Annotated in this window: 20 protein-coding genes and 1 pseudogene; 8 read left to right on the plus strand and 13 right to left on the minus strand. The window is 31.7% G+C overall.

Annotated features, from left to right (window positions below; all coding sequences use genetic code 11):
- Nucleotides 1–217: 217 nt before the first annotated feature.
- The 4 genes from EM932_RS18005 (at nucleotide 218) to EM932_RS18020 (ending at nucleotide 3,951) form a co-directional block, all read left to right on the plus strand.
- Nucleotides 218–1,159, plus strand: coding sequence for an NAD(P)H-dependent flavin oxidoreductase (locus EM932_RS18005; RefSeq protein ID WP_135878599.1), 942 nt, complete (start codon nucleotides 218–220; stop codon nucleotides 1,157–1,159).
- Between the two features lie 444 nt (nucleotides 1,160–1,603).
- A complete protein-coding gene (locus EM932_RS18010; RefSeq protein ID WP_135878600.1) occupies nucleotides 1,604–2,983 on the plus strand; it encodes an MATE family efflux transporter in 1,380 nt (459 codons plus the stop codon).
- A 161-nt stretch (nucleotides 2,984–3,144) separates the two neighbouring features.
- The gene (locus tag EM932_RS18015; protein WP_135878601.1) at nucleotides 3,145–3,372 is read left to right on the plus strand and encodes a hypothetical protein; all 228 of its coding nucleotides are present in this window, start codon (nucleotides 3,145–3,147) and stop codon (nucleotides 3,370–3,372) included.
- A gap of 9 nt (nucleotides 3,373–3,381) precedes the next feature.
- A complete protein-coding gene (locus EM932_RS18020; protein WP_135878602.1) occupies nucleotides 3,382–3,951 on the plus strand; it encodes a phosphatase PAP2 family protein in 570 nt (189 codons plus the stop codon).
- Between the two features lie 99 nt (nucleotides 3,952–4,050).
- Here EM932_RS18020 and meaB read toward each other — a convergent pair whose 3' ends face one another.
- Together meaB and EM932_RS18030 are read right to left on the minus strand one after the other, a co-directional pair.
- A complete protein-coding gene (gene meaB / locus EM932_RS18025) occupies nucleotides 4,051–5,124 on the minus strand; it encodes a methylmalonyl Co-A mutase-associated GTPase MeaB (RefSeq protein WP_135878603.1) in 1,074 nt (357 codons plus the stop codon).
- Nucleotides 5,125–5,209: 85 nt separating this feature from the next.
- Complete coding sequence (locus EM932_RS18030; RefSeq protein ID WP_135878604.1) at nucleotides 5,210–5,764, minus strand: DUF2911 domain-containing protein; 555 nt, start codon at nucleotides 5,762–5,764, stop codon at nucleotides 5,210–5,212.
- A 288-nt stretch (nucleotides 5,765–6,052) separates the two neighbouring features.
- Here EM932_RS18030 and EM932_RS18035 point away from each other — a divergent pair, with 288 nt between their 5' ends.
- Genes EM932_RS18035 through EM932_RS18045 form a run of 3 tightly spaced genes read left to right on the plus strand, consistent with a single transcriptional unit; the run spans nucleotide 6,053 to nucleotide 8,754 of the window.
- Complete coding sequence (locus tag EM932_RS18035; RefSeq protein ID WP_135878605.1) at nucleotides 6,053–6,604, plus strand: RNA polymerase sigma factor; 552 nt, start codon at nucleotides 6,053–6,055, stop codon at nucleotides 6,602–6,604.
- The gene (locus EM932_RS18040) at nucleotides 6,588–7,163 is read left to right on the plus strand and encodes a hypothetical protein (RefSeq protein ID WP_135878606.1); all 576 of its coding nucleotides are present in this window, start codon (nucleotides 6,588–6,590) and stop codon (nucleotides 7,161–7,163) included. The genes EM932_RS18035 and EM932_RS18040 overlap by 17 nt, the downstream gene beginning before the upstream one ends.
- Nucleotides 7,164–7,173: 10 nt before the next feature.
- Nucleotides 7,174–8,754, plus strand: coding sequence for a hypothetical protein (locus EM932_RS18045; protein WP_135878607.1), 1,581 nt, complete (start codon nucleotides 7,174–7,176; stop codon nucleotides 8,752–8,754).
- 35 nt (nucleotides 8,755–8,789) lie between these two features.
- On the opposite strand, the gene EM932_RS18050 is transcribed toward EM932_RS18045, so the two are convergent.
- The 11 genes and pseudogenes from EM932_RS18050 to EM932_RS18100 form a co-directional block, all read right to left on the minus strand.
- Nucleotides 8,790–9,473 (minus strand): GNAT family N-acetyltransferase, encoded by a 684-nt coding sequence (locus EM932_RS18050; protein WP_135878608.1) that lies wholly within the window; start codon nucleotides 9,471–9,473, stop codon nucleotides 8,790–8,792.
- 2 nt (nucleotides 9,474–9,475) lie between these two features.
- Nucleotides 9,476–10,381: a tRNA (adenosine(37)-N6)-dimethylallyltransferase MiaA gene (gene miaA / locus EM932_RS18055; protein ID WP_135878609.1), complete on the minus strand. Its 906-nt coding sequence runs from the start codon at nucleotides 10,379–10,381 to the stop codon at nucleotides 9,476–9,478.
- On the minus strand, nucleotides 10,374–11,225 hold the full coding sequence (locus EM932_RS18060; RefSeq protein ID WP_135878610.1) for an ion transporter: 852 nt from the start codon (nucleotides 11,223–11,225) through the stop codon (nucleotides 10,374–10,376). Before EM932_RS18060 ends, miaA begins: the two co-directional genes overlap by 8 nt.
- A 24-nt stretch (nucleotides 11,226–11,249) precedes the next feature.
- Complete coding sequence (locus EM932_RS18065; protein WP_135878611.1) at nucleotides 11,250–13,214, minus strand: DUF3857 domain-containing protein; 1,965 nt, start codon at nucleotides 13,212–13,214, stop codon at nucleotides 11,250–11,252.
- Between the two features lie 2 nt (nucleotides 13,215–13,216).
- Nucleotides 13,217–14,581, minus strand: a complete 1,365-nt coding sequence (locus tag EM932_RS18070; RefSeq protein WP_135878612.1) for an exonuclease domain-containing protein — start codon at nucleotides 14,579–14,581, stop codon at nucleotides 13,217–13,219.
- Between the two features lie 91 nt (nucleotides 14,582–14,672).
- Nucleotides 14,673–15,344 carry a YggS family pyridoxal phosphate-dependent enzyme gene (locus tag EM932_RS18075; RefSeq protein WP_135878613.1) on the minus strand — a complete coding sequence of 224 codons (672 nt, stop codon included), beginning with the start codon at nucleotides 15,342–15,344 and terminating at the stop codon, nucleotides 14,673–14,675.
- A gap of 12 nt (nucleotides 15,345–15,356) precedes the next feature.
- The gene (locus EM932_RS18080; RefSeq protein ID WP_135878614.1) at nucleotides 15,357–15,827 is read right to left on the minus strand and encodes a DinB family protein; all 471 of its coding nucleotides are present in this window, start codon (nucleotides 15,825–15,827) and stop codon (nucleotides 15,357–15,359) included.
- Nucleotides 15,828–15,870: 43 nt separating this feature from the next.
- A complete protein-coding gene (locus EM932_RS18085) occupies nucleotides 15,871–17,109 on the minus strand; it encodes a DUF1015 domain-containing protein (protein ID WP_135878615.1) in 1,239 nt (412 codons plus the stop codon).
- Nucleotides 17,110–17,168: 59 nt separating this feature from the next.
- Nucleotides 17,169–17,534 (minus strand): annotated as a pseudogene (locus tag EM932_RS18090) (four helix bundle protein).
- Between the two features lie 109 nt (nucleotides 17,535–17,643).
- Nucleotides 17,644–18,534: a 3-hydroxybutyryl-CoA dehydrogenase gene (locus EM932_RS18095; RefSeq protein ID WP_135878616.1), complete on the minus strand. Its 891-nt coding sequence runs from the start codon at nucleotides 18,532–18,534 to the stop codon at nucleotides 17,644–17,646.
- Nucleotides 18,535–18,544: 10 nt separating this feature from the next.
- Nucleotides 18,545–19,504, minus strand: a complete 960-nt coding sequence (locus tag EM932_RS18100) for a Gfo/Idh/MocA family protein (protein WP_135878624.1) — start codon at nucleotides 19,502–19,504, stop codon at nucleotides 18,545–18,547.
- Nucleotides 19,505–19,662: 158 nt separating this feature from the next.
- Here EM932_RS18100 and EM932_RS18105 point away from each other — a divergent pair, with 158 nt between their 5' ends.
- Nucleotides 19,663–20,304, plus strand: a complete 642-nt coding sequence (locus EM932_RS18105) for a protein-L-isoaspartate(D-aspartate) O-methyltransferase (protein WP_135878617.1) — start codon at nucleotides 19,663–19,665, stop codon at nucleotides 20,302–20,304.
- The last annotated feature ends 133 nt before the right edge of the window (nucleotides 20,305–20,437 follow it).

The following is a 20,437-nucleotide window of genomic DNA, read 5'->3' on the forward strand; positions in this document are numbered from 1 at the left end:
ACTTCCTAATCCAACAAAAGGACTAATTCGTTTTAGTCTTCCTCTTGATCAAAGTGAGTTATCCGTTACTATTTTTAATGTTTTAGGAAAAAAATAATAGAAACTATTATTACCAAAGATAATAATCAGGTAGATATATCTTCATTTTCAAATGGAGCCATATAGCTATAATTCAATCTAAAAACATATCAAAAACATAAAACTTATAAAATATTAAATGACCAATAGCATCACTCAATTATTCAATATTAAATACCCCATTATTCAAGCGGGTATGATTTGGAATAGTGGTTGGCGATTAGCTTCGGCAGCAAGTAACTCAGGTATTTTAGGACTCATTGGAGCAGGATCTATGTATCCAGATGTTTTGAGAGATCATATTCAAAAATGTAAAAAAGCTACAGATAAACCTTTTGGTGTTAATGTTCCTATGTTGTATCCAAATATTGAAGAGATCATGGACATCATTGTTGAAGAAGGCATACAAGTTGTATTTACTTCAGCCGGAAACCCCAAAACATGGACATCCTGGTTACAAGAACGCGGTATTATAGTAGTGCATGTGGTTAGTAGTGTAAAATTCGCATTGAAAGCACAAGAAGCTGGTGTTGATGCTATAGTTGCTGAAGGTTTCGAAGCTGGAGGACACAATGGTAGAGATGAAACAACGACGTTGACTCTGATACCCATGGTGAAAGAGCAGATTCATATTCCAATAATTGCAGCTGGGGGTATCGCTACAGGAAAAGCGATGTTGGCAACTATGATTTTAGGTGCGGATGGCGTACAAGTGGGCAGTCGGTTTGTAGCAAGTGAAGAGAGTTCTGCTCATGTGGCCTTTAAAAAAGTAGTTGTTGATGCTAAAGAAGGTGACACCCAATTAACATTAAAAGAATTAGCACCTGTACGCTTGATAAAAAATAAATTTTACAACGACATACAAGCCTTGTACAAAACGGGACCAACCATTGAGGAGCTTAAAACTTTATTAGGTCGTGCAAGAGCAAAAAAGGGCATGTTTGAAGGTGAATTAGAAGAAGGGGAATTAGAAATTGGACAAATTGCAGGCTTGATTCACAATATTAAGCCAGTATCTAACATTGTAGAAGATATGCTAAAAGAGTTTGAAGTAGCTAAGAAGATGGTACTTGGTTTATAACCCTCATTTCTTTGGTAATTCACTTGCGGGGATTTTATATAATCGACTTAATCCTGGTGGTAAATCTAATTTGCTTAGGTTTAATTTAAATTCTTCAAATTTACAATTCGTTCGGTGTCTCCTATTTTTTTTAAATAAATTTTAAAAATAATTAAAGAAAATAAAAAGGAGGAATATATAATTCCTCCTTAAAATAAACGCTGAAACTTATAAGCTTATACTTTGTTCTCCCTTTAAAATAAAAAGCTAAATGTTCCTTAAAGTGTTGTTTATTATTTAGTTTGCTTTTTTAAAGCGATGCGAATGTATGAAATTACCAACATTTAAGAGTTGAAAATTTATAAACATTTGTAAAGAGTTATCAACATTTGTTAATTTTTAATAAAAATCAAAAGAAGGTTACAAAATTGATAAAGATATAAGGCTAAAGATTACTTTTGCCTAATGCAATTAAAAGACTATACCAAAGAATTTAAATACAATTGGAAATTAGCCTCTCCAGTTATGCTAGGGATGTTAGGGCATACGTTTGTTAGCTTTGTAGATAATATCATGGTTGGACAATTAGGAACAGCAGAACTTGCTGCAGTATCCTTAGGTAATAGCTTTATGTTTATTGCTATGTCTTTAGGGATTGGTTTTTCAACAGCTATAACACCTTTAGTTGCAGAAGCAGATACAGCAAAAGATTTTATAAAAGGGAAATCATCTTTTAAACATGGTTTGTTTTTATGTACTGTTTTAGGAATATTACTGTTCTTAATGGTCTTTTTTGCAAAACCACTTATGCATTTAATGAAACAACCGGTAGAGGTCGTAGAGTTGGCCATTCCATACTTAGATTTAGTTGCTTTTTCTTTAATTCCTTTGATTATTTTTCAAGGGTTTAAACAGTTTGGTGACGGGCTGTCTATGACCAAATACCCGATGTACTCAACATTATTGGGAAATATTATAAATATAGTTTTAAATTATTTGTTGATTTTTGGGAAGTTTGGATTTCCAGAATTAGGTATAGTAGGAGCTGCTTATGGCACTTTAGTATCGCGTATAATTATGGTTTGGCATTTATGGTTTTTACTTAAAGGAAAAGAGAAATCGAAAGCTTTTGTAACGAATATTAAATTTTTCGTTTTAGACAAATTAATGCTTAATAAAATTATCAATTTAGGAGCACCAAGTGCCATGCAAATGTTTTTTGAAGTCGCCATTTTTACAGCGGCCATATGGTTAAGTGGATTGTTAGGAAAGAACCCTCAAGCTGCAAACCAAATAGCACTTAATTTATCGTCTATGACATTTATGATAGCTATGGGGTTAAGCGTGGCCTCTATGATTCGTGTTGGTAATCAAAAAGGGTTAAAAGCATATTACGAGTTAAGACGTATTGCTTTTTCTTTATTTTTAATGGGAACTATGTTTGCTGTAAGTTTTGCGTTGATATTCTTTTTATTTCACAATCAATTGCCAAAATTGTATGTAGATTTTAATGATGCCAAGAACTTAATTGATAATACCGAAGTAGTAAGTATTGCATCCAAATTATTAATAGCTGCTGCAATATTTCAAATAAGTGATAGTATACAAGTTTTAGTTTTAGGAGCTTTGCGTGGATTACAAGATGTCAAAATACCAACCATGATCACATTTGTATCATATTGGTTAGTTGGATTTCCTATAAGTTGGTTTTTAGGAAAGGAAGATGCTTATGGTAGTTTTGGTATATGGTTAGGTTTACTTGCTGGCTTAACAACAGCTGCTATATTATTGTATATTCGATTTAATCATTTAACTAAAAAGTTAATTAAAGTTGAAAGCGTGTAAGTGAACTAAAGTATTTAAGTTTATAGTGTTACTTTACAAACAAAGAGCTTATTATAAAATTAAAAAGACTTTTTGCTATTTTCACTTCAGTATCTAATAAATTTTAACTTTGCATCAGATAATTTAAGTACATTTTAGGCATTTATAACTTATAATTTAATATGACACTTCCAAAATTTATACTTGGCGATAATACAGAATACCCTAATGCTATTTTTGTCATTCATACAGAGTTTCCTAGATTTATAATAAACCTTGAAGACGATGAAGTAGAATGGTTTGAAGACTTTGATGTTGAAGATCAAAAAGAGCTTGAAAACGAAACCGAAAACGCTATAAAATTAGCTACAGCGTTTTACGATAATGAAGTAGCGAAATATGAAGATTAGTATATAGCAATGATTGAAAAACTTTTAGAACGTGATACCGAACTATTTTTGTTTTTAAATAATCTAGGTTCTCAACCTTGGGATAACCTATGGTTAATAATAACAAATAAGCTTACGTTTATCCCACTGTACGCTATTTTGCTCTTTTTACTTTATAAAAAATATGGATTAAAATCATTACTTATTTTTGTTGTGGTTGTGGCTTTAATGATCACTTTCACAGACCAAATAACCAATGTGTTCAAGCGAGGATTTCAACGCTCAAGACCTTGTGGAGAAGATAATTTAATTGACCAAATGCGATTTATAGCTGTACGATGTGGCAAGTATGGTTTCTTTTCAGGGCATTCATCTAACTCTATGGCAGCAGCTGTGTTTGCAGGTTTAATACTAAAACAGTATTATAAATACCTTATTTTTATTTTATTGTTTTGGAGCTTAGTAGTGGCTTATAGTAGAATTTATGTTGGTGTCCATTATCCGTTAGATATTGTATGTGGATTAGTATTTGGTGCTATTTCAGGATTTCTATTTTATAAATTAGCGAAGTATCTTTTAAAACGATTTGTATCTTCTTAACTATTATACTCCTTTTCGTTTACAAACATAGGATGACTTAGAGCATGTTAGAAACAAAAATTGATTGATAATAAATAATTAATCAGAAAGATATAAAAATCACGTTAACCCTAATAAATAATCAGCCGCAGCAAATGGTGTTTTTTTATTGGTTTCTATAAGCAGTAATTGATTTGCTAATTCTTTTTTAATTTTTGAGTGATTAAAGAACTCAAATTTTAATTGCTCTTCAATAGTTTGAATCAGCCAAAATTTATTTTGCTCATGTCGTTTTTCTTGAAAGTAATTGTTTTTAGAAGTAGTAGTCACATAATCTAAAATCAATTCCCAGATGGAATTGATACCTTCATTATTAATGGCACTGCAAATAGTTACTTTAGGTTGCCAACCAGAAAGTTTTTCAGGGTAGAGGTGAAGTGCTCTGTTAAATTCTACTTTAGCAACTTTGGCACGTTTTAAATTATCTCCATCTGCTTTGTTAATAGCAATCACATCTGCCATTTCTATAATACCTCGTTTTATACCTTGCAATTCATCACCAGCACCAGCTAATTTTAATAATAAAAAGAAATCGACCATACTGTGTACAGTGGTTTCACTTTGACCAACACCAACAGTTTCAATAATAATGACATCAAATCCAGCAGCTTCACATAAAATAATAGCCTCTCTGGTTTTTCTGGCAACTCCTCCCAGTGAATCCCCAGAAGCCGATGGACGTATAAAAACATTGGCATCTTTCACTAAATCTTCCATTCTGGTCTTATCACCTAGAATACTCCCTTTTGTTAGTGAACTACTAGGATCTATTGCCAGTACGGCAATACGTTTTCCTTTTGAAGTAATATGTTTTCCAAAAGTTTCAATAAAAGTACTTTTTCCAACTCCTGGAACCCCAGTAATACCTATGCGAATGGATTTATTTGCATGCGGTAAACATGCTTTTATTATTTTATTTGCTTTTTTTAAATGCGTTGGATTTTTGCTTTCTACCAAAGTGATGGCCCTGCTTAAAGCCGTAATATCCTTATTTAAAATAGAGGTTACTAGAGCACTTGTATTAATTTCAGCCCTACGTTTCTCCTTAATAGTTTTGATACTGGATTGATTGGTGATTTCAGAAACCGAAACACCTTTTTTTTCTCTAAGTGCAGATTTTTTTTCTTTTGACACGAATAAACAAATGTTTGTCTAATTTACTATTTTATTTGAGAAAATTGATTAGAACCATTAATTACTGTAACTAACGACTGAATACTTATTTAAGAGGTACAGCAACTTTTACGTCATCCCACGCCATTGTTAAGAATAAATTATCTGTGGAATTATCAAAAGCTATGGTAAATTGTTCTACAGTAGAAGATAATTTCTGTACAGGAATTTCAATATTTAAAACATCAAAGTTAGCATCCCGCATTGGTTTCATATCAGAATCGACACCCCAAGGGTATTGTTTAGAATTAAATATAACAGTCCAAACGGTATCTTTTGGTACCGTCCAAAGTGTATATTTGCCCATAGGTAAAGGCATGTCTTGTATTTCAAGAGCTTGGTTGGTTTCAAAAGTAGTTGCTTCATTAGCACCCGTACGCCAAACTTTATTAAAAGGTACTAAAGCACCAAAAATAGCTCTATTCTTTTTAGAAGGTCTATTATAAAACACTTCAAGTTTTAAATCATTAAGTTTAAATTCTACAGTATCTTTAGGACTCAGGCGTTGTGAAAAAATATTTTCAACAAAAAAAGAATATAGAAATAGTCCTAATGCTATTATGGATAAAAGAACTAATATACGCTTTAAGAATGTATTCATATGCAGAGTTTAAAAAGAGTATAAATATACTTCAAAAAGAAATAATTATTAATAATGTTAACACAGATTTTAGAGTTTTTTATTGATTAAGTGGTTTAATTTTTTGTTTGAAGACAAAAACAATTAACTTTTGTCATTATACGGTTTTTAGCAGTTTATAACTGTGCTATAGAGTAATAAAAAGACAAAAAAAGCATTTTAAAAACATATTGAATAATTTTTTTTGCAACACTAGACTTTTTTAGTCGTCTTTAAAATGAACTAACTCATAACCAAAAGTAAATTAGCATGTTTCAAGTTGACATTATTGAACAATGTAAACAAAACAATCGCAAAGCGCAATTACAGTTATACAACCAGTACTGTGATGGGATGTATATTGTTGCTAAACGATTTTTAAAAGATGCTGCTGAAGCTGAGGATGTAGTACAAGAAGCTTTTATCAAGGCTTTTACAAAACTACATCAATATAAAGCAGAAGTAACTTTTGGTGCTTGGTTAAAACGTATTGTCGTTAATAAAAGTATCGACTTCTTAAAAGCTAAAAAACAACAACTTGTTGAATTAGAAGAGGTGCACCTCAAAGTAGCAGATACTGAATACGAAGACAAATGGTTAGTAGACGATGCAGTTACATTAAACGATGTGAAAATTGCAATTGATAAATTACCTGATAAGTATCAATACGTTGTAATGCTTTATTTAATAGAAGGATACGATCATCAGGAAATTTCAGAGATTTTAAATATTTCTGAAGTTGCGTCAAGAACGCAATTATCAAGAGGAAAAGTTAAATTACAAGAACTGTTAATACTTAAAAAAAATGGCACGAGATATTAGAGAGTTATTTAAGGATGACAAAATAACGCATGAAAAGATGCCTGAAAATCATCAAGAAAGATTTCTTGAAAAGTTAGATGAAGCAATGCCAGTAGCGAGCAAATCTAAATTTAATTGGATGCGTATTGCTGCCAGTATCGTATTGTTAATTGGTTTAGGCTTTGGAGCTTTTAAGTTTTTACAACCAAAAGAAGTGAAGCCAATAGAGGTTGTAGCGACAGAAACTGATGAAACAAAAACCTTGGGAGATGTATCTCCTGGACTTAAAAAAGTTGAAGATTATTATTTAGCGAGTATCAATTTAGAATTATCTAAAATGAAATATACTCCCGAAACTAAAGATCTTTTCGATGGGTATTTGTTACAATTAGATGAGCTTGATAAAGAGTATAAACGCTTATCTGAAGAATTAACCGAGTCAGGACCGAGTGAATTAACGGTAAATGCATTAATTGATAATTTAAAGTTTCGTTTAAATCTTTTGTATCGTTTAAGAGATCAATTAAAAGAATTAAATACTTCGAGTGATGTTACAGAAGAAGTAGAACAATCAATTTAAAAATCAAAAAATGAACAATACAATCATAAAAATCAAATTATTTGCCTTAAGCTTACTCGTTACTGGGGGGCTGATGGCACAACAAAAATTAGAAAAAGTATCGCAATCTATTAAAGTAAATAAAGATGTTACTATCGATTTAAACACTAGCCATTGCAATTTAGTAATTGATACGTGGAATAAAGATGCCATCGAAATCGAAGCTTATATTGAAGGCGATGAATTAAGCAAAGAAGCGTTAGAAAATGCTTTAAAAAATTGGGATGTAGATGTTGATGCTTCTAGTGGATTAGTTAAAATTAAAACAAAAGGTACTGGAGGTAACTCTTGGGTATATAATTCAAGTCATAACGATAATGAGGCAGTACATGCTCTATTAGAAGAGTTAAAGTTTGAATTGGCAGATTTACCAGAAGTGTTAATTGATGGGGTGGACTTTGTAATGCCAGAAGTACCAGAACTTCCTGAAATGCCTCAACTACCCGTAATGCCAGAGTTGCCAGAACTACCTAAGTTACCAGAAGGAGTCAATGAGATTCACTTTGATTACAAGGCCTATAAAAAGGATGGCGAAAAGTATTTGGAGGAATATACACAAAAATTCGAATCGAAATTTGGTAAAGATTATGCTGAAAAAATGGAAGCATGGGGGGAGAAATTTGGAAAGGAATGGGGTGAAAAGTATGGGAAGCAAATGGAAGCATGGGGAGAGAAGTTCGGAAAAGAATGGGAAGAAAAATATGGAAAGCAAATGGAAGAATGGGGAGAACGTTTTGCTGAAAAAATGGAAAGTCAAGCTGAACGTATTGAAGCACGTGCTGAGCAGATAGAAAGGAGAAAAGAACATGCAGAAAGAAGAAAAGAACACATGGAAAAGCATGCAGAGAAAAGAAAAGAATACATGGAAAAACATGTTAAAGCACTTGAGAAAAGAGCAGCGAACCGAGAAAAGTTGATAAAGAATAGAAAAGTTCTAATAGAAAGATTAGTTAATAAAGAGTCTAATTCTAAAATTAAAAGGACGATTAAAATTAAAATGCCTAAAAAGGCTAAGTTAAAGGTTAATGTTAGACATGGAGAGATAGAATTTGCTGCTAACGTTGATGATTTAAAAGCAGAATTATCGCATACAAAATTTACAGCATATAGCATTAATGGAAGTTCAACTTCCGTTAATGCTTCATATTCGCCTGTGTATGTAACTTATTGGAATTTAGGGGAGTTAAATCTTCGTTATACTAAAGATGTAGAACTAGGCCATGTAAAACATATGGTTTTAAATTCAAATTCATCTAATATAACTATAAAGAATTTATTAGGTAGTGCCATGATTGATGGTAATATAGGTGATTTAAAAATTTTAGATATAGGAGATACTTTTTCTAACTTAAACATCATTATTCAAAATAGTAACGCAGTGATATCGCTCCCTAAAGTAAATTATAATTTACAGTATAAAGGGAATCGTTCACATGTAAGCCATCCAAAAGAAAAACTTAACCATAATATTTCTAACTTTTCTACAGGTAGTTTAGCAAGTGGAAAAAGCATTCTTGTAAATGCTAAGTATAGCCATGTGATTATGCAGTAATTAGTATATCCTAACGATACTAATTATAATCTTCATTATTCTTCACAACGAATTCTCCAAAAACTAAATTTTCTTCGTGTAATAAATCCTAGCTTTTTATATAGTTGTATAGGACCAAGATTCGTTTGATCTACGTGTAAAAAAGGAACTTTATCTTTCTCCAAAATACTTTCTACAGTATGTGTAATGAGTTGTTTTGCATATCCCTTGCCAGTATAATCCGGGTGCGTTATTACAGCGCTAATTTCAATAAAATCATTAGTTTGCATCCGTTCTCCAGTTACAGCAACAAGTTTTTTATCCTTATAAATACCATAGTATTGTCCTAAAGTATTTGTTTTCGATTTAAAGAATTCTGGATATACTAGCTTAACCAAATTAATTAAGTCATCATAATGTGATTCGGTTAACTCTATAATAGCTTCTGTAATAGGATAATTTATTTTGTTGTATATAATCATTTGTAAACCTATATACTCTACAGGTTCTTTAAAATGTAAAGGCATTTTAGGCTTGTCACCAACAATAAAAAAATCTGTGATTAATTTGGCGTGTTTTTCTATAGCCAGACTAGTATCTGCATTGTTTATAAACGCTCCAAAAGGTCCGTAATCTGGCTGAAAAAATTTCACATCACCATAATCTATTGCATAATCATAATGGCAATCTGTTAAAGAGAACCAAACAGGGTTATCTAAAGCATCTTCAGGTATTGTCATTGTTAAGAAATATTTTTATTTATACAATTTATAATGATCTCTTTAGGCGTGGTAAAATCAAACCATTGCGTCTCCTCATTCTTTTTAAACCAGGTAAGTTGGCGTTTTGCAAAACGCCGTGTATTCTTTTTAATTTCAGAAATAGCAAAATCGAGTGACCATTCGCTATCTATATATTTAAATAATTCTTTATAACCAACCGTATTTAAGGCGTTTAAATCTTTATAAGGTACAAGGCTTTTAACTTCTCCCAATAAACCTTCTTGCATCATAATATCAACTCGTTTATTGATGCGGTTATATATGATGTCTCTTTTAGCAGTGAGTCCAATGGTAATCGTTTTAAAGTGACGTTTTATTTTTCCTTTTTTTAAAAATGAGGAATAGGGTTTACCTGTGCCAACACAAATTTCCAGAGCACGAATAACACGATGCGGATTATCAATTGCAATCGTATTATAAGCCACAGAGTCTAGCAGTTCCAGGCGTTCTTGTAAATGAGGCAATCCTTTCGTTTCCAAATCATTATTGAGGGTCTCACGGATACTGTTTTTAACTTCAGGAAAATCATCCAAGCCTTTATTAACGGCATCAACATATAGTCCAGAGCCACCAACCATTATAACAATATCATAGGTTTTAAAAAGAGTATTTAAAGCGTTAATAGCATCTTTTTCAAAAGCACCAACATTGTAATGGTCTTCAATAGATTTGTGATGTATAAAATGATGTTTTGCTGTAGCTAATTCTTCAGGAGTGGGAGCAGCTGTACCAATTTGCATTTCTTTGAAAAACTGTCGAGAATCGGCAGATAGTATTTCAGTATTAAAATGATTAGCCAATTTAATGCTTAAAGCAGTTTTGCCAATAGCAGTAGGACCAACTATAGAAATGAGTGTCTTAGTCATTATGTAAATTGTGTCCACATTTATAGCAGAACTGTGCACCATCTTTGTGTTTTTCTGCCATACAGTTTACACAAGAAAGCGAGTTTAAATGAACTTTTTGATTTTTTGATTCTTTTTTTGATTTCTTCTGAGTGCTATATTCTGCGGATACAATACCTGTTGGTACCGCAATAATACCATAACCTAATATCATGACTAAAGACGCAATAAATTGCCCAAGAGGAGTTTGCGGTGCAATGTCACCAAAACCTACAGTAGTTAAGGTTACAATACACCAGTAAACACTCTTCGGAATATTAGAAAATCCATTTTCTTCGCCTTCAATTAAATACATAATAGTACCTAAAATAATGGCGATTATAAGTACAGCGAATAAAAACACAGATATTTTAGCCCGACTTGCTTTTAAGGCATTTACCAAATTATTTGAAGCACCTAAATAACGTGCCAGTTTTAATATTCTAAAAATTCTAAGCAACCGCAACGCTCTTAATGCAGCAAGCGCATGCACACCTCCAAAGATTAATGATATATATTTAGGTACGGTAGATAATAAATCAATAATACCATAAAAACTTGTTATATATTTAAAAGGTTTTTTTACGGTTATAATACGAGCTATGTATTCTATACTAAATAAAATGGTAATAATCCATTCTGAAATATTAAGAAAATTATGATACTTAATATCAATGCTATTAACACTTTCAAGCATTACTAATATAATACTGGTTATAATAGTAATTAGTAAAACAACATCAAATAGTTTGCCAGCAGGAGTCTCAGCTTCATAAATAATATCATGAAGTTTTGTTTTCCAATACTGTTTTTTAGGTGTATCCATGTATTCAAAAGTAAGAAAGATAGATTACTTTTTCTTTAAAAGTATGAGTGAATTCGTTTGAATATCAACAATTCTACTCATAAACTCTTTTAAAGCAGGGTAATATTCTGGCTCGTAAACAGACTTGTTAAAAGTTATGTTTAATGACATAAGAATAGAATTGCCAACAGTTTTAGTAGAGAAAAGGACTCTACCTGAATTATTTGGTAAGGCAATATTCTTTACTTTAGGATATTCAATAACTGCATATTTTGTGTCATCGAAATTAAATTTAAATGAATAAAAATAGGCGTCTTTATAACCAAAATCAATGGGGTATGTTCTTTCCTGTAGTTTAAATGGGTTTTCGTTAAAAAACTTAACAAAAAACGGATTTAAATAAATATTGTCTCCAGTATCTTCATAATTATAGTCAATGTGATATGTTTCTTTAAAGTCGGGACCTGTTATACCACTGCTTGAAACTACAAAATTTGAAATGTCCAAATAAGGAAACTTGTTTTCTAATTCTTGTAGATAAGCATCTTTATTTTTATAATATGATTTTTTATAATTTAAGGCGTGGTATCCAGTTCGTTTTGATTTTATGTTTCCAGAAATAATGTCGTTTTCATCGAGATGCAATTCTGCATTATAATAAACTTTTGAAACTTTGTCTGGTTTTATGTCTACCCATTCGCTCCCATTTTTAAAATCCATAAGCCTGCCATCACCATTTAAGCACCTGAAAGGAATATCGCCAAAGCATAAATAATTATCTGTAGCATCTAAATAATAAATTTTATCATTTATGGTAGCCTGAACAATTAAGTAGTTAAAATCTGAAATGATAGGAAAAACTTTTGTAGCAAAACCATTTTCTCTGGTTGATATTAATACAGGTTTTACATTTATGTTAGCCTCTTTTAATAAGTTATGAAGCAAAATATTTATTGATGATACATTTCCGGATTTGTTTTTAATTAAATCTTTAATGGAAACATCTTCAAATATTTTATAATCCCCGTTCCATGTATAGGTTTCCTGAATATGTTTATAAATAGCGTTAGCCTTTTTTAGTAAATCATTTTCATTAATAATTTCTAGGGTCAATAAATCTTCTAAATCTATAGATTTTGATAATTGTCTCCCTATATCTTTATCTGTTTTAAATTCTCTGTCAACAGTTCTCCATGTTTTTGTATAATCATTTACTCTGCCATCAAAACCTCTAAATGTCTGTAATTCATATTCTACTCTTGCCAAATAATTGCTTTTAGAAGTCATATAATCTTCTTCTATAAAAGCTGGGATATCTTTCATAGCATAAACACTATTGGCACAATTTGCGCTACCGCCTCTGGAACTTTCGAGGCAATTCTTTTTTTCTTCTGTTGTATTTGTTGTTAGTTTTTTACCACCTACTAACTTAATGTTATAATGCCAGTTTCCAGGAATGCTTGTTCTGTATTCGTTGTATAGAGTTGGTACATCGCTTTGAAAATCCCATCCTTTATAGTTAAACATAAAAGGAGAGATAAGAGTATAGCTATAGGTTATTACAGAACCTTCTTTAATATTAGGGAGTGTAAATTTAACAAAGGTGTGGTTTTCGTCGTGTTTCTCTCTAAAAATATCCTTTTTAAGTAATGGTGTTTTAATGACTTTTCCATCTACTAGATTATAAGTGGTTGCAACAATTTTTTCTACTTTTTGTTTTCTGTCCCCTTTATTGTATAAATGAATGGAAACGTTAGCTTTATTAAAACCTTCTTTATTTAATATTTTTATTTTTTGTTTTATCTCGGTTCTTAAGTCATAATCAGATCTATCCACAAAGCTATTTCCATACTTATATATTATCAGTGCGTTAGCTGTAGAATCTTTTTCAAAAGTATTGGTTTTCAGATCTCCTAAAGTTACTCTGTAAGAATTGGAATGAAAGTTTGATTGAGAAAAAAGAGTTAAACTAGAGAGAAGTAAAAAGGATAAGAAGATGGTTTGATTCATACTTAATCAAATATAATTTGTTTTACTTTTTTATTTTTACGGAGGTAATTTTGAATAATATGTTGTGTGTCACGATTATTATTCATGGGAGTGATAATAGATTCTAAAACCTCAATATTATTGATTTGATAGTTAAGATTAAAAAAGCCCAATCCTTTAAACACACCATTTTCAATTAGTATGGCACTGTGTTCATCAATATCACGACCTTTATCAATGATAACCATGTTTTTGTTGGAAAAACTGTTTTTAGACAATAATAATTCTACTCTTTTATTATAAGTTTCTATAGGTTCTTTTTGAATGCAAGCACCTTCGCATGTTTTTATATCATAGTTAAAACAGCTTGTATTTGTTTTATAAATACCTGTTAGTTTTTGACATAATTTATATTCCTCAATGGCCTTATTCATAAAACTCTTGCCACTTTGTTTATTACTAAAAGTCGTAATTGGTTTTTTCCGCCCATCAGCAATATCGATTTTTAAATTTATATAATCATTTTCATCTTTAAAACTATATAAGGCATGTGTAAAGCTGGTTCGGCGCAATGCTCTGTTAAATATAGGTTTAACACGTTTTATTTCTTCACTTTCTTTTAAGAGTGCGACTAGTTCACTACCTGTAGCTTCATAAGTAACAGCGGTAACTTGAGCTTGTATTTTTTTTGATTTTTGGTTTGTACTTGTAAAATGCTGATTGATACGCTTTTTTATATTGTTGCTTTTTCCAATATATATAATATCTCCGTTAGCTTTATGAATGTAGTAAACACCAGTAATAGCAGGTAAATCTTTAATAATATCTATATGTCTTGGTTCGAGCTGATGTTTCGGATTTAATCGTATAGATTGTTGAATAATGCTTTTAGTACTGTCTTTATCTAAGAGTATTTTAAATAGCTTTACTGTTGCTAAAGCATCGCCAGAAGCGCGGTGTCTGTCTGTTACAGGAATACCAAGAGACCTAACTAACTTACCTAAACTGTATGAAGGTTGGTCGGGAATTAAATTTTTTGAGAGCTCAACAGTGCAAAGTGATTTTCTTTCAAAATCGAATCCTAAGCGGCTAAACTCTGTTTTTAAAATTCGATAATCAAATTGAGCGTTGTGAGCTACCAAAATACAATCATCTGTGATTTCTACAATACGTTTGGCAACCTCATAAAATTTTGGTGCATGGCGTAGCATATTGCTGTTTATACCAGTTAGATTTACTACAAAGGGTTGTATCTCGCGTTCTGGATTAACCAGACTTATAAATTGATCGACTACTTCATGACCATCATATTTATAGATCGCAATTTCTGTAATGCCTTCTTCATTATACTTACCTCCAGTAGTTTCTATGTCTAATATTGCGTAAATTGTATGCTGCTATTTATTTGTTGTTAAGCTGTCATTCTGAACCAGGCAAAGCATCTTTTTTTAAGATATTTCGACTCTGCTCAATATGACGTTAAATTGAATAATTTCGTTCACCAAATATACTACTTCCAATTCTAACCATCGTACTACCACAATTAATTGCTAATTGATAGTCCCCACTCATACCCATACTTATGGTATTTAATTGATAATTGTCGGCACTTGTTAGTTTTAAATTTTCAAAAGTATCTTTTAAGTAATTAAATTCTTTTTTTACCCAATTTTCATCATTAGTAAATGTAGCCATTCCCATAAGTCCTACGATCTTAATGTTTTTTAATTCTGAAAACATTTCTGATTTTATAATTTCTGAAGCTTCATTTGGTGTCATTCCAAATTTTGAATCTTCTGAAGCTATCTTTATTTGAAGCAAACAATCTATCACTCTATCATGCTTTAAAGCTTGTTTATTTATTTCTTTTAAAAGTTTAAAATTATCTACACCATGAATTAAGTGCACAAATGATGCCATATATTTTACCTTATTACTTTGAACGTGACCAATCATGTGCCATTCAATATCTTTAGGCATGGTTTCATGTTTTTCTACCATTTCCTGAATCTTGTTTTCTCCAAAAATACGTTGCCCAGCATGATAAGCTTCCATTAGGTCACTTACAGGCTTCGTTTTTGAAACAGCAACAAGTGCTACATGATCTGGCAATGATGCTTTTATGTTTTGAAGGTTTTGTTTTATACTCATTATTAAATAAAATTAATCCCAAATGAGGGGTCTTTCAATATTAATAGTTCTTAAGTAGCTTAACATTTGCCCTGTATGTACAGATTCGTGATAGGCGATACGGTTTAAGTAATCGCCAAGTGTTTTACTTTGTCCAACTTCACTACGTTCAATTCTAATTTGTTCTAAATGTAATGAATCGAAATTTTTAATCATATTAATGAAATCGTTTCGGTAAGTTTCTGCAAACTGAAGCTCATCGTTTATACTTTTGTATGGCAGATCTTCCCAAGGTGATTTATAATCTCCCAAGTTGCCTCTATTCTTTATGATCATATGAAATAAATGCTCTCCTTCCAGTACATGTCTTATCATCTCTATTATTGTAAAGGCTTGATTATCTGGGTTCCAATGTAAATGTTCTTCTGGAATACCTTGCCAAAGTTTTATGCTTCGCCTTCTAATCTCAGAAAAATTTAGTAGGATAATTTCTGTTGCGTTCATTAAAAATTATTTGATAAAAGGTAGGTATTTTATATTAATACTTTTAAAATTCATAAATAGTAACACCACTTCGTAATTTAGGTTCTATAAAAGTGCTTTTAGGTGGCATGGTTAAACCAGCATCAGCAATGGCTTTCATTTCTTTGACATTAATGGGTACTAAGCCAAAACCTACTTCAAACTCACCATTATCTACTTTATTTTTAATATTAACTAAATCGTTCTTACCATGTGAGTAATCAATACGAGTATCGTTACGCACATCTTTAATACCCAAGATAGGTTCTAAAATGGTTTTGTATAGAATATGAGTATCTAAAGCTTCTAAGGCGTTACTAAATTTATAATTACTTTTTCTTAAATATAAAGAATAAAAGTCACCATCAAGATACATACTAAAGTGGTGTTTGCCACTTGGCTTATATAATTCACTGCCTTTATTTTCAATACGATACATCCTATCGAGTTGTATCAAAAATGTTTCTTTAGATAACCCATTTAAATCTTTAACAAGCCTATTAAATTCGTGAATTCTTAAGTCCGATTCAGGAATTAAATAGCTCATAAAATAATTATACGGTTCGTTTCCTGTATGGGTCTTATTTTCAGATTTTAGATCTTGAGAAAGTAGATATGAAGAAGCAGACCTATGATGGCCATCTGCAATGTATATGGTGTTAATTTTTTCAAATTCATTTCGAATACGAGCAACTAATTCAGGATTGTCAAGATTCCATAAATAATGAGTATCTCTATACGTAGTTGTAAATTCAAATTCTGCTCTATTTTTTTGTACATCTGAAATAATATTGGAAATAAGGGCGTTATCTGGGTAGGTTAGAAGTACTGGTTCTGCATTAAAACCTACTGTTTTTAAATAATCTTTAAATACGTTTTCTCTATATTCAATAGTATCTTCATGCTTTTTGATGATATCTTTTTCATAATCTTCGGAACTTGCAGCAGCAACAATTCCTGAAAAAACATGGCCTTCTCTATTTACAATTTTATATATATAATAGTTAGGTTTTTTATCTTGAATAAAAATAGCATCTTCTTTAAATTCTAAATAGCGATTTCTAACTAGGTCATATCTTTCTTTTCCGGAAATATCCTTATGATATTTATAGCCTGGGTTTATAATATGTAAAAAAGAAAATGGATTGTAACCCATTCTCGATTCACGTTCTGCTAACGTATATGTTTGGTATGAACGGGCGGCAACCAGACTGACTTTGTCTCGTGTTGGTCTGACTGCTTTAAATGGTAGTATTTTTGCCATATTTCAGTGTTCAGTGTTCAGTAACCAGTGTTTACTGCCTACTGACCACTATTTAGGTTTTATTTGCAACCGAACTTTCCAGGGTTTTGAATCATATAGTTGATTATTTTTCCTACCTCATTGCTATCACTCATGAGTTAATTAAAGGTTTCTTTGGAAATGTATTCGCAATGTAACGAAAACTCTAACCACGTTTGAGTTTCTGAGTTTTCTGCGTCACTATCAGTTAATTTACTTATAAAGTGTCTAGGATATAATCTTTTTCGATACGCTTCCGAAATATTGGCGGATACACTTCTTGAAGACCTTCTAATTTGATCTGTAAGAGAATAAGTTTCTTCTTTAGGAAAGTGTTTTGATAAATGAAAAATTTTCATTGCTAAATCAAATGATTTTCTATAAGCCAATAAATCTTGAAACTTCATTACCTAAAAATTAATTTAATAATTACTGATTACTATCAGCTAACTACTGCCAACTGAACACTGAACACTGTTTACTGAACACTGTTTACTGAACACTGATCACTGAACACTACCTAAAAAACTGCTTAGCCACATGCTCCGCTTTTCTACTTTCCGAATAATCATAAAAGCCTTCTCCAGATTTTACACCTAATTTACCTGCTCTAACCATATTTACTAATAATGGGCAAGGCGCGTATTTTGGGTTTTTAAATCCATCGTACATCACATGAAGTATAGATAGACAAACATCCAATCCTATAAAATCTGCTAATTGCAGAGGCCCCATAGGGTGTGCCATACCTAATTTCATAACGGTATCAATTTCATTCACACCAGCAACACCATTATAAAGTGTTTCTATAGATTCGTTAATCATGGGCATTAAAATACGATTTGCTACAAAGCCAGGATAGTCGTTAACTTCTACAGGAACTTTACCTAAAGTCTTAGACATAGCCATGATATTTTTAGTCACCACGTCACTCGTGTTATAACCACGAATAATTTCAACTAATTTCATAATAGGCACAGGGTTCATAAAATGCATACCTATAACCTTATCCGGTCTGGATGTTACTGCGGCTATTTGTGTAATTGATATGGAAGACGTATTGGTAGCCAGAATGGTATCGTTTGGACAAACGTCGTCTAATTGTTTGAATATTTTAAGTTTTAAGTCTACATTTTCAGTAGCAGCTTCAACAACTAAATCCGCAGAAGTAACCCCTTCAGGAATACTTGTGAACGTTGTAATATTTGCTAACGTTTTAGTCTTATCTGCTTCAGAAATTTTTTCTTTAGCGACCATTCTGTCCAAATTTTTGGTAATGGTAGCCAAGCCTTTTTCTAGTGAAGCTTCGCTTATATCGATAAGTTTTACTGTAAAGCCACTTTGTGCAAAAGTGTGAGCGATACCATTACCCATAGTACCGGCTCCTATAACTGCAATGTTTTTCATATAAATATTTTTAAAAACAATTTATTATTTGAGTTGCTACTCTTAGTGCTTCTGTACCGTCGTGAAGCGTTACAATAGGGGAAGTATTATTATTTATAGCGTCGGCAAACGTTTCTAATTCATCTAGAATCGCATTGTTTTCTGATATCTCTGGATTATCAAAATAAATCTGCTTTTTTACACCTTCGGCATTTTGAAGTATCATATCAAAATCTCCAGGTTGTTCTGGAGCATCTTTCATTTTAACAACTTCACATTTCTTCTCTAAGAAATCTACAGAAATATAAGCGTCTTTTTGGAAAAAACGTGCTTTACGCATTTTCTTTAAAGATATCCTACTTGCCGTTAGGTTGGCGACACAGCCGTTTTCAAATTCAATTCGTGCATTTGCAATATCTGGTGTATCACTAATTACTGAAACACCACTAGCTGTAACATTTTTAACTTTTGAATTTACAAGACTTAAAATAATATCAATATCATGAATCATCAAATCTAGTACTACTGGCACATCGGTCCCTCTTGGGTTAAATTCTGCCAAACGATGTGATTCAATAAACATAGGTGATTTAATGTCTTCTTTTACGGCAATAAAAGCAGGATTAAAGCGCTCTACATGTCCTACTTGCCCTCTAAGGTTATACTCAGACAGTAACTCTCTAATATGTTCTGCTTCTTCTACGGTGTTGGTAATCGGTTTTTCAATGAATATATGCCTGCCTTTTGCAATGGCTTGTTTTGCACAATCGTAATGCGAAAGTGTTGGTGTGACTATATCTACCACATCAACAGCATCAATAAGAGCTTCTATGGAATTAAAGAATTTATAACCAAACTCAATTTCTACGTTATTACCGTTTGTTGCATCGGCATCATAAAAACCTACGAGATTATATTTTTTTGATTGATTAAGGAGTCTTAAATGAATTTTTCCTAAGTGTCCTGCACCTAGTACACCAACTTTGAGCATAGTTTTTACATTTTCCACAAAAATAAGATATTTAGAACATGAATTTGATTATTTACAGCTTATTTTTTGCTTATTTGATGTCTGAAATAAATTTTGCATATTTTGTTTTCATCTTGAAAATGTTTAACTAATTTTAGCATTAATAAACCAACCCAACATTGAAAGATACTTTTAAACACAAAGGCTTACGCCAACAATTGGTTAATGTTTTAAAGGCCAAAGGAATAACAGATGCAAATGTTTTAAACGCTATAGGCAAAATACCAAGGCATTTGTTTATGGATTCTGGTTTTTTAGACCATGCATACCAAGATAAAGCGTTTCCCATTGCAGCAGATCAAACTATTTCGCAACCTTATACCGTAGCATTTCAAAGTGAATTGTTACAAGTTAAAAAAGGCGATAAGATTTTAGAAATTGGCACAGGAAGCGGGTATCAAACGGCAGTTTTGTGTGAATTAGGCGCCAAGGTTTTTAGTATTGAACGTCAGCAAGAACTATTTAAAAAGACGAGCAAGTTTTTACCAAAATTAGGATATCGTGCAAAGAAACTTATTTTCGGTGATGGTTATAAGGGGTTAGTTGATGAAGCACCTTTTGAGAGTATTATTGTTACTGCAGGGGCACCTTTTGTACCAAAACCTTTGTTGAGTCAATTAAAAATGGGTGGTAGGCTGGTTATTCCTGTAGGCGATGATGTGCAAACCATGACCATGTTTACCAGAAAAGGACAAAAAGAGTTTTCGCAAGAAGAATTTGGCGAGTTCCGTTTTGTGCCTTTGTTGGAGGATAAGAATTAATTGAGAAAAAGAAGAGGCTATCAAAAAATGTCATTCTGAATGAAATGAAGAATCTCTTGAAATTTTTACGCTTAATTTATAAGATTCTTCGCTGCGCTCTGAATGACAAAGATGATATTGTTTTAAATTTATT

It is taken from the genome of Flavivirga rizhaonensis (assembly GCF_004791695.1).
Taxonomy (GTDB): Bacteria; Bacteroidota; Bacteroidia; order Flavobacteriales; family Flavobacteriaceae; genus Flavivirga; species Flavivirga rizhaonensis.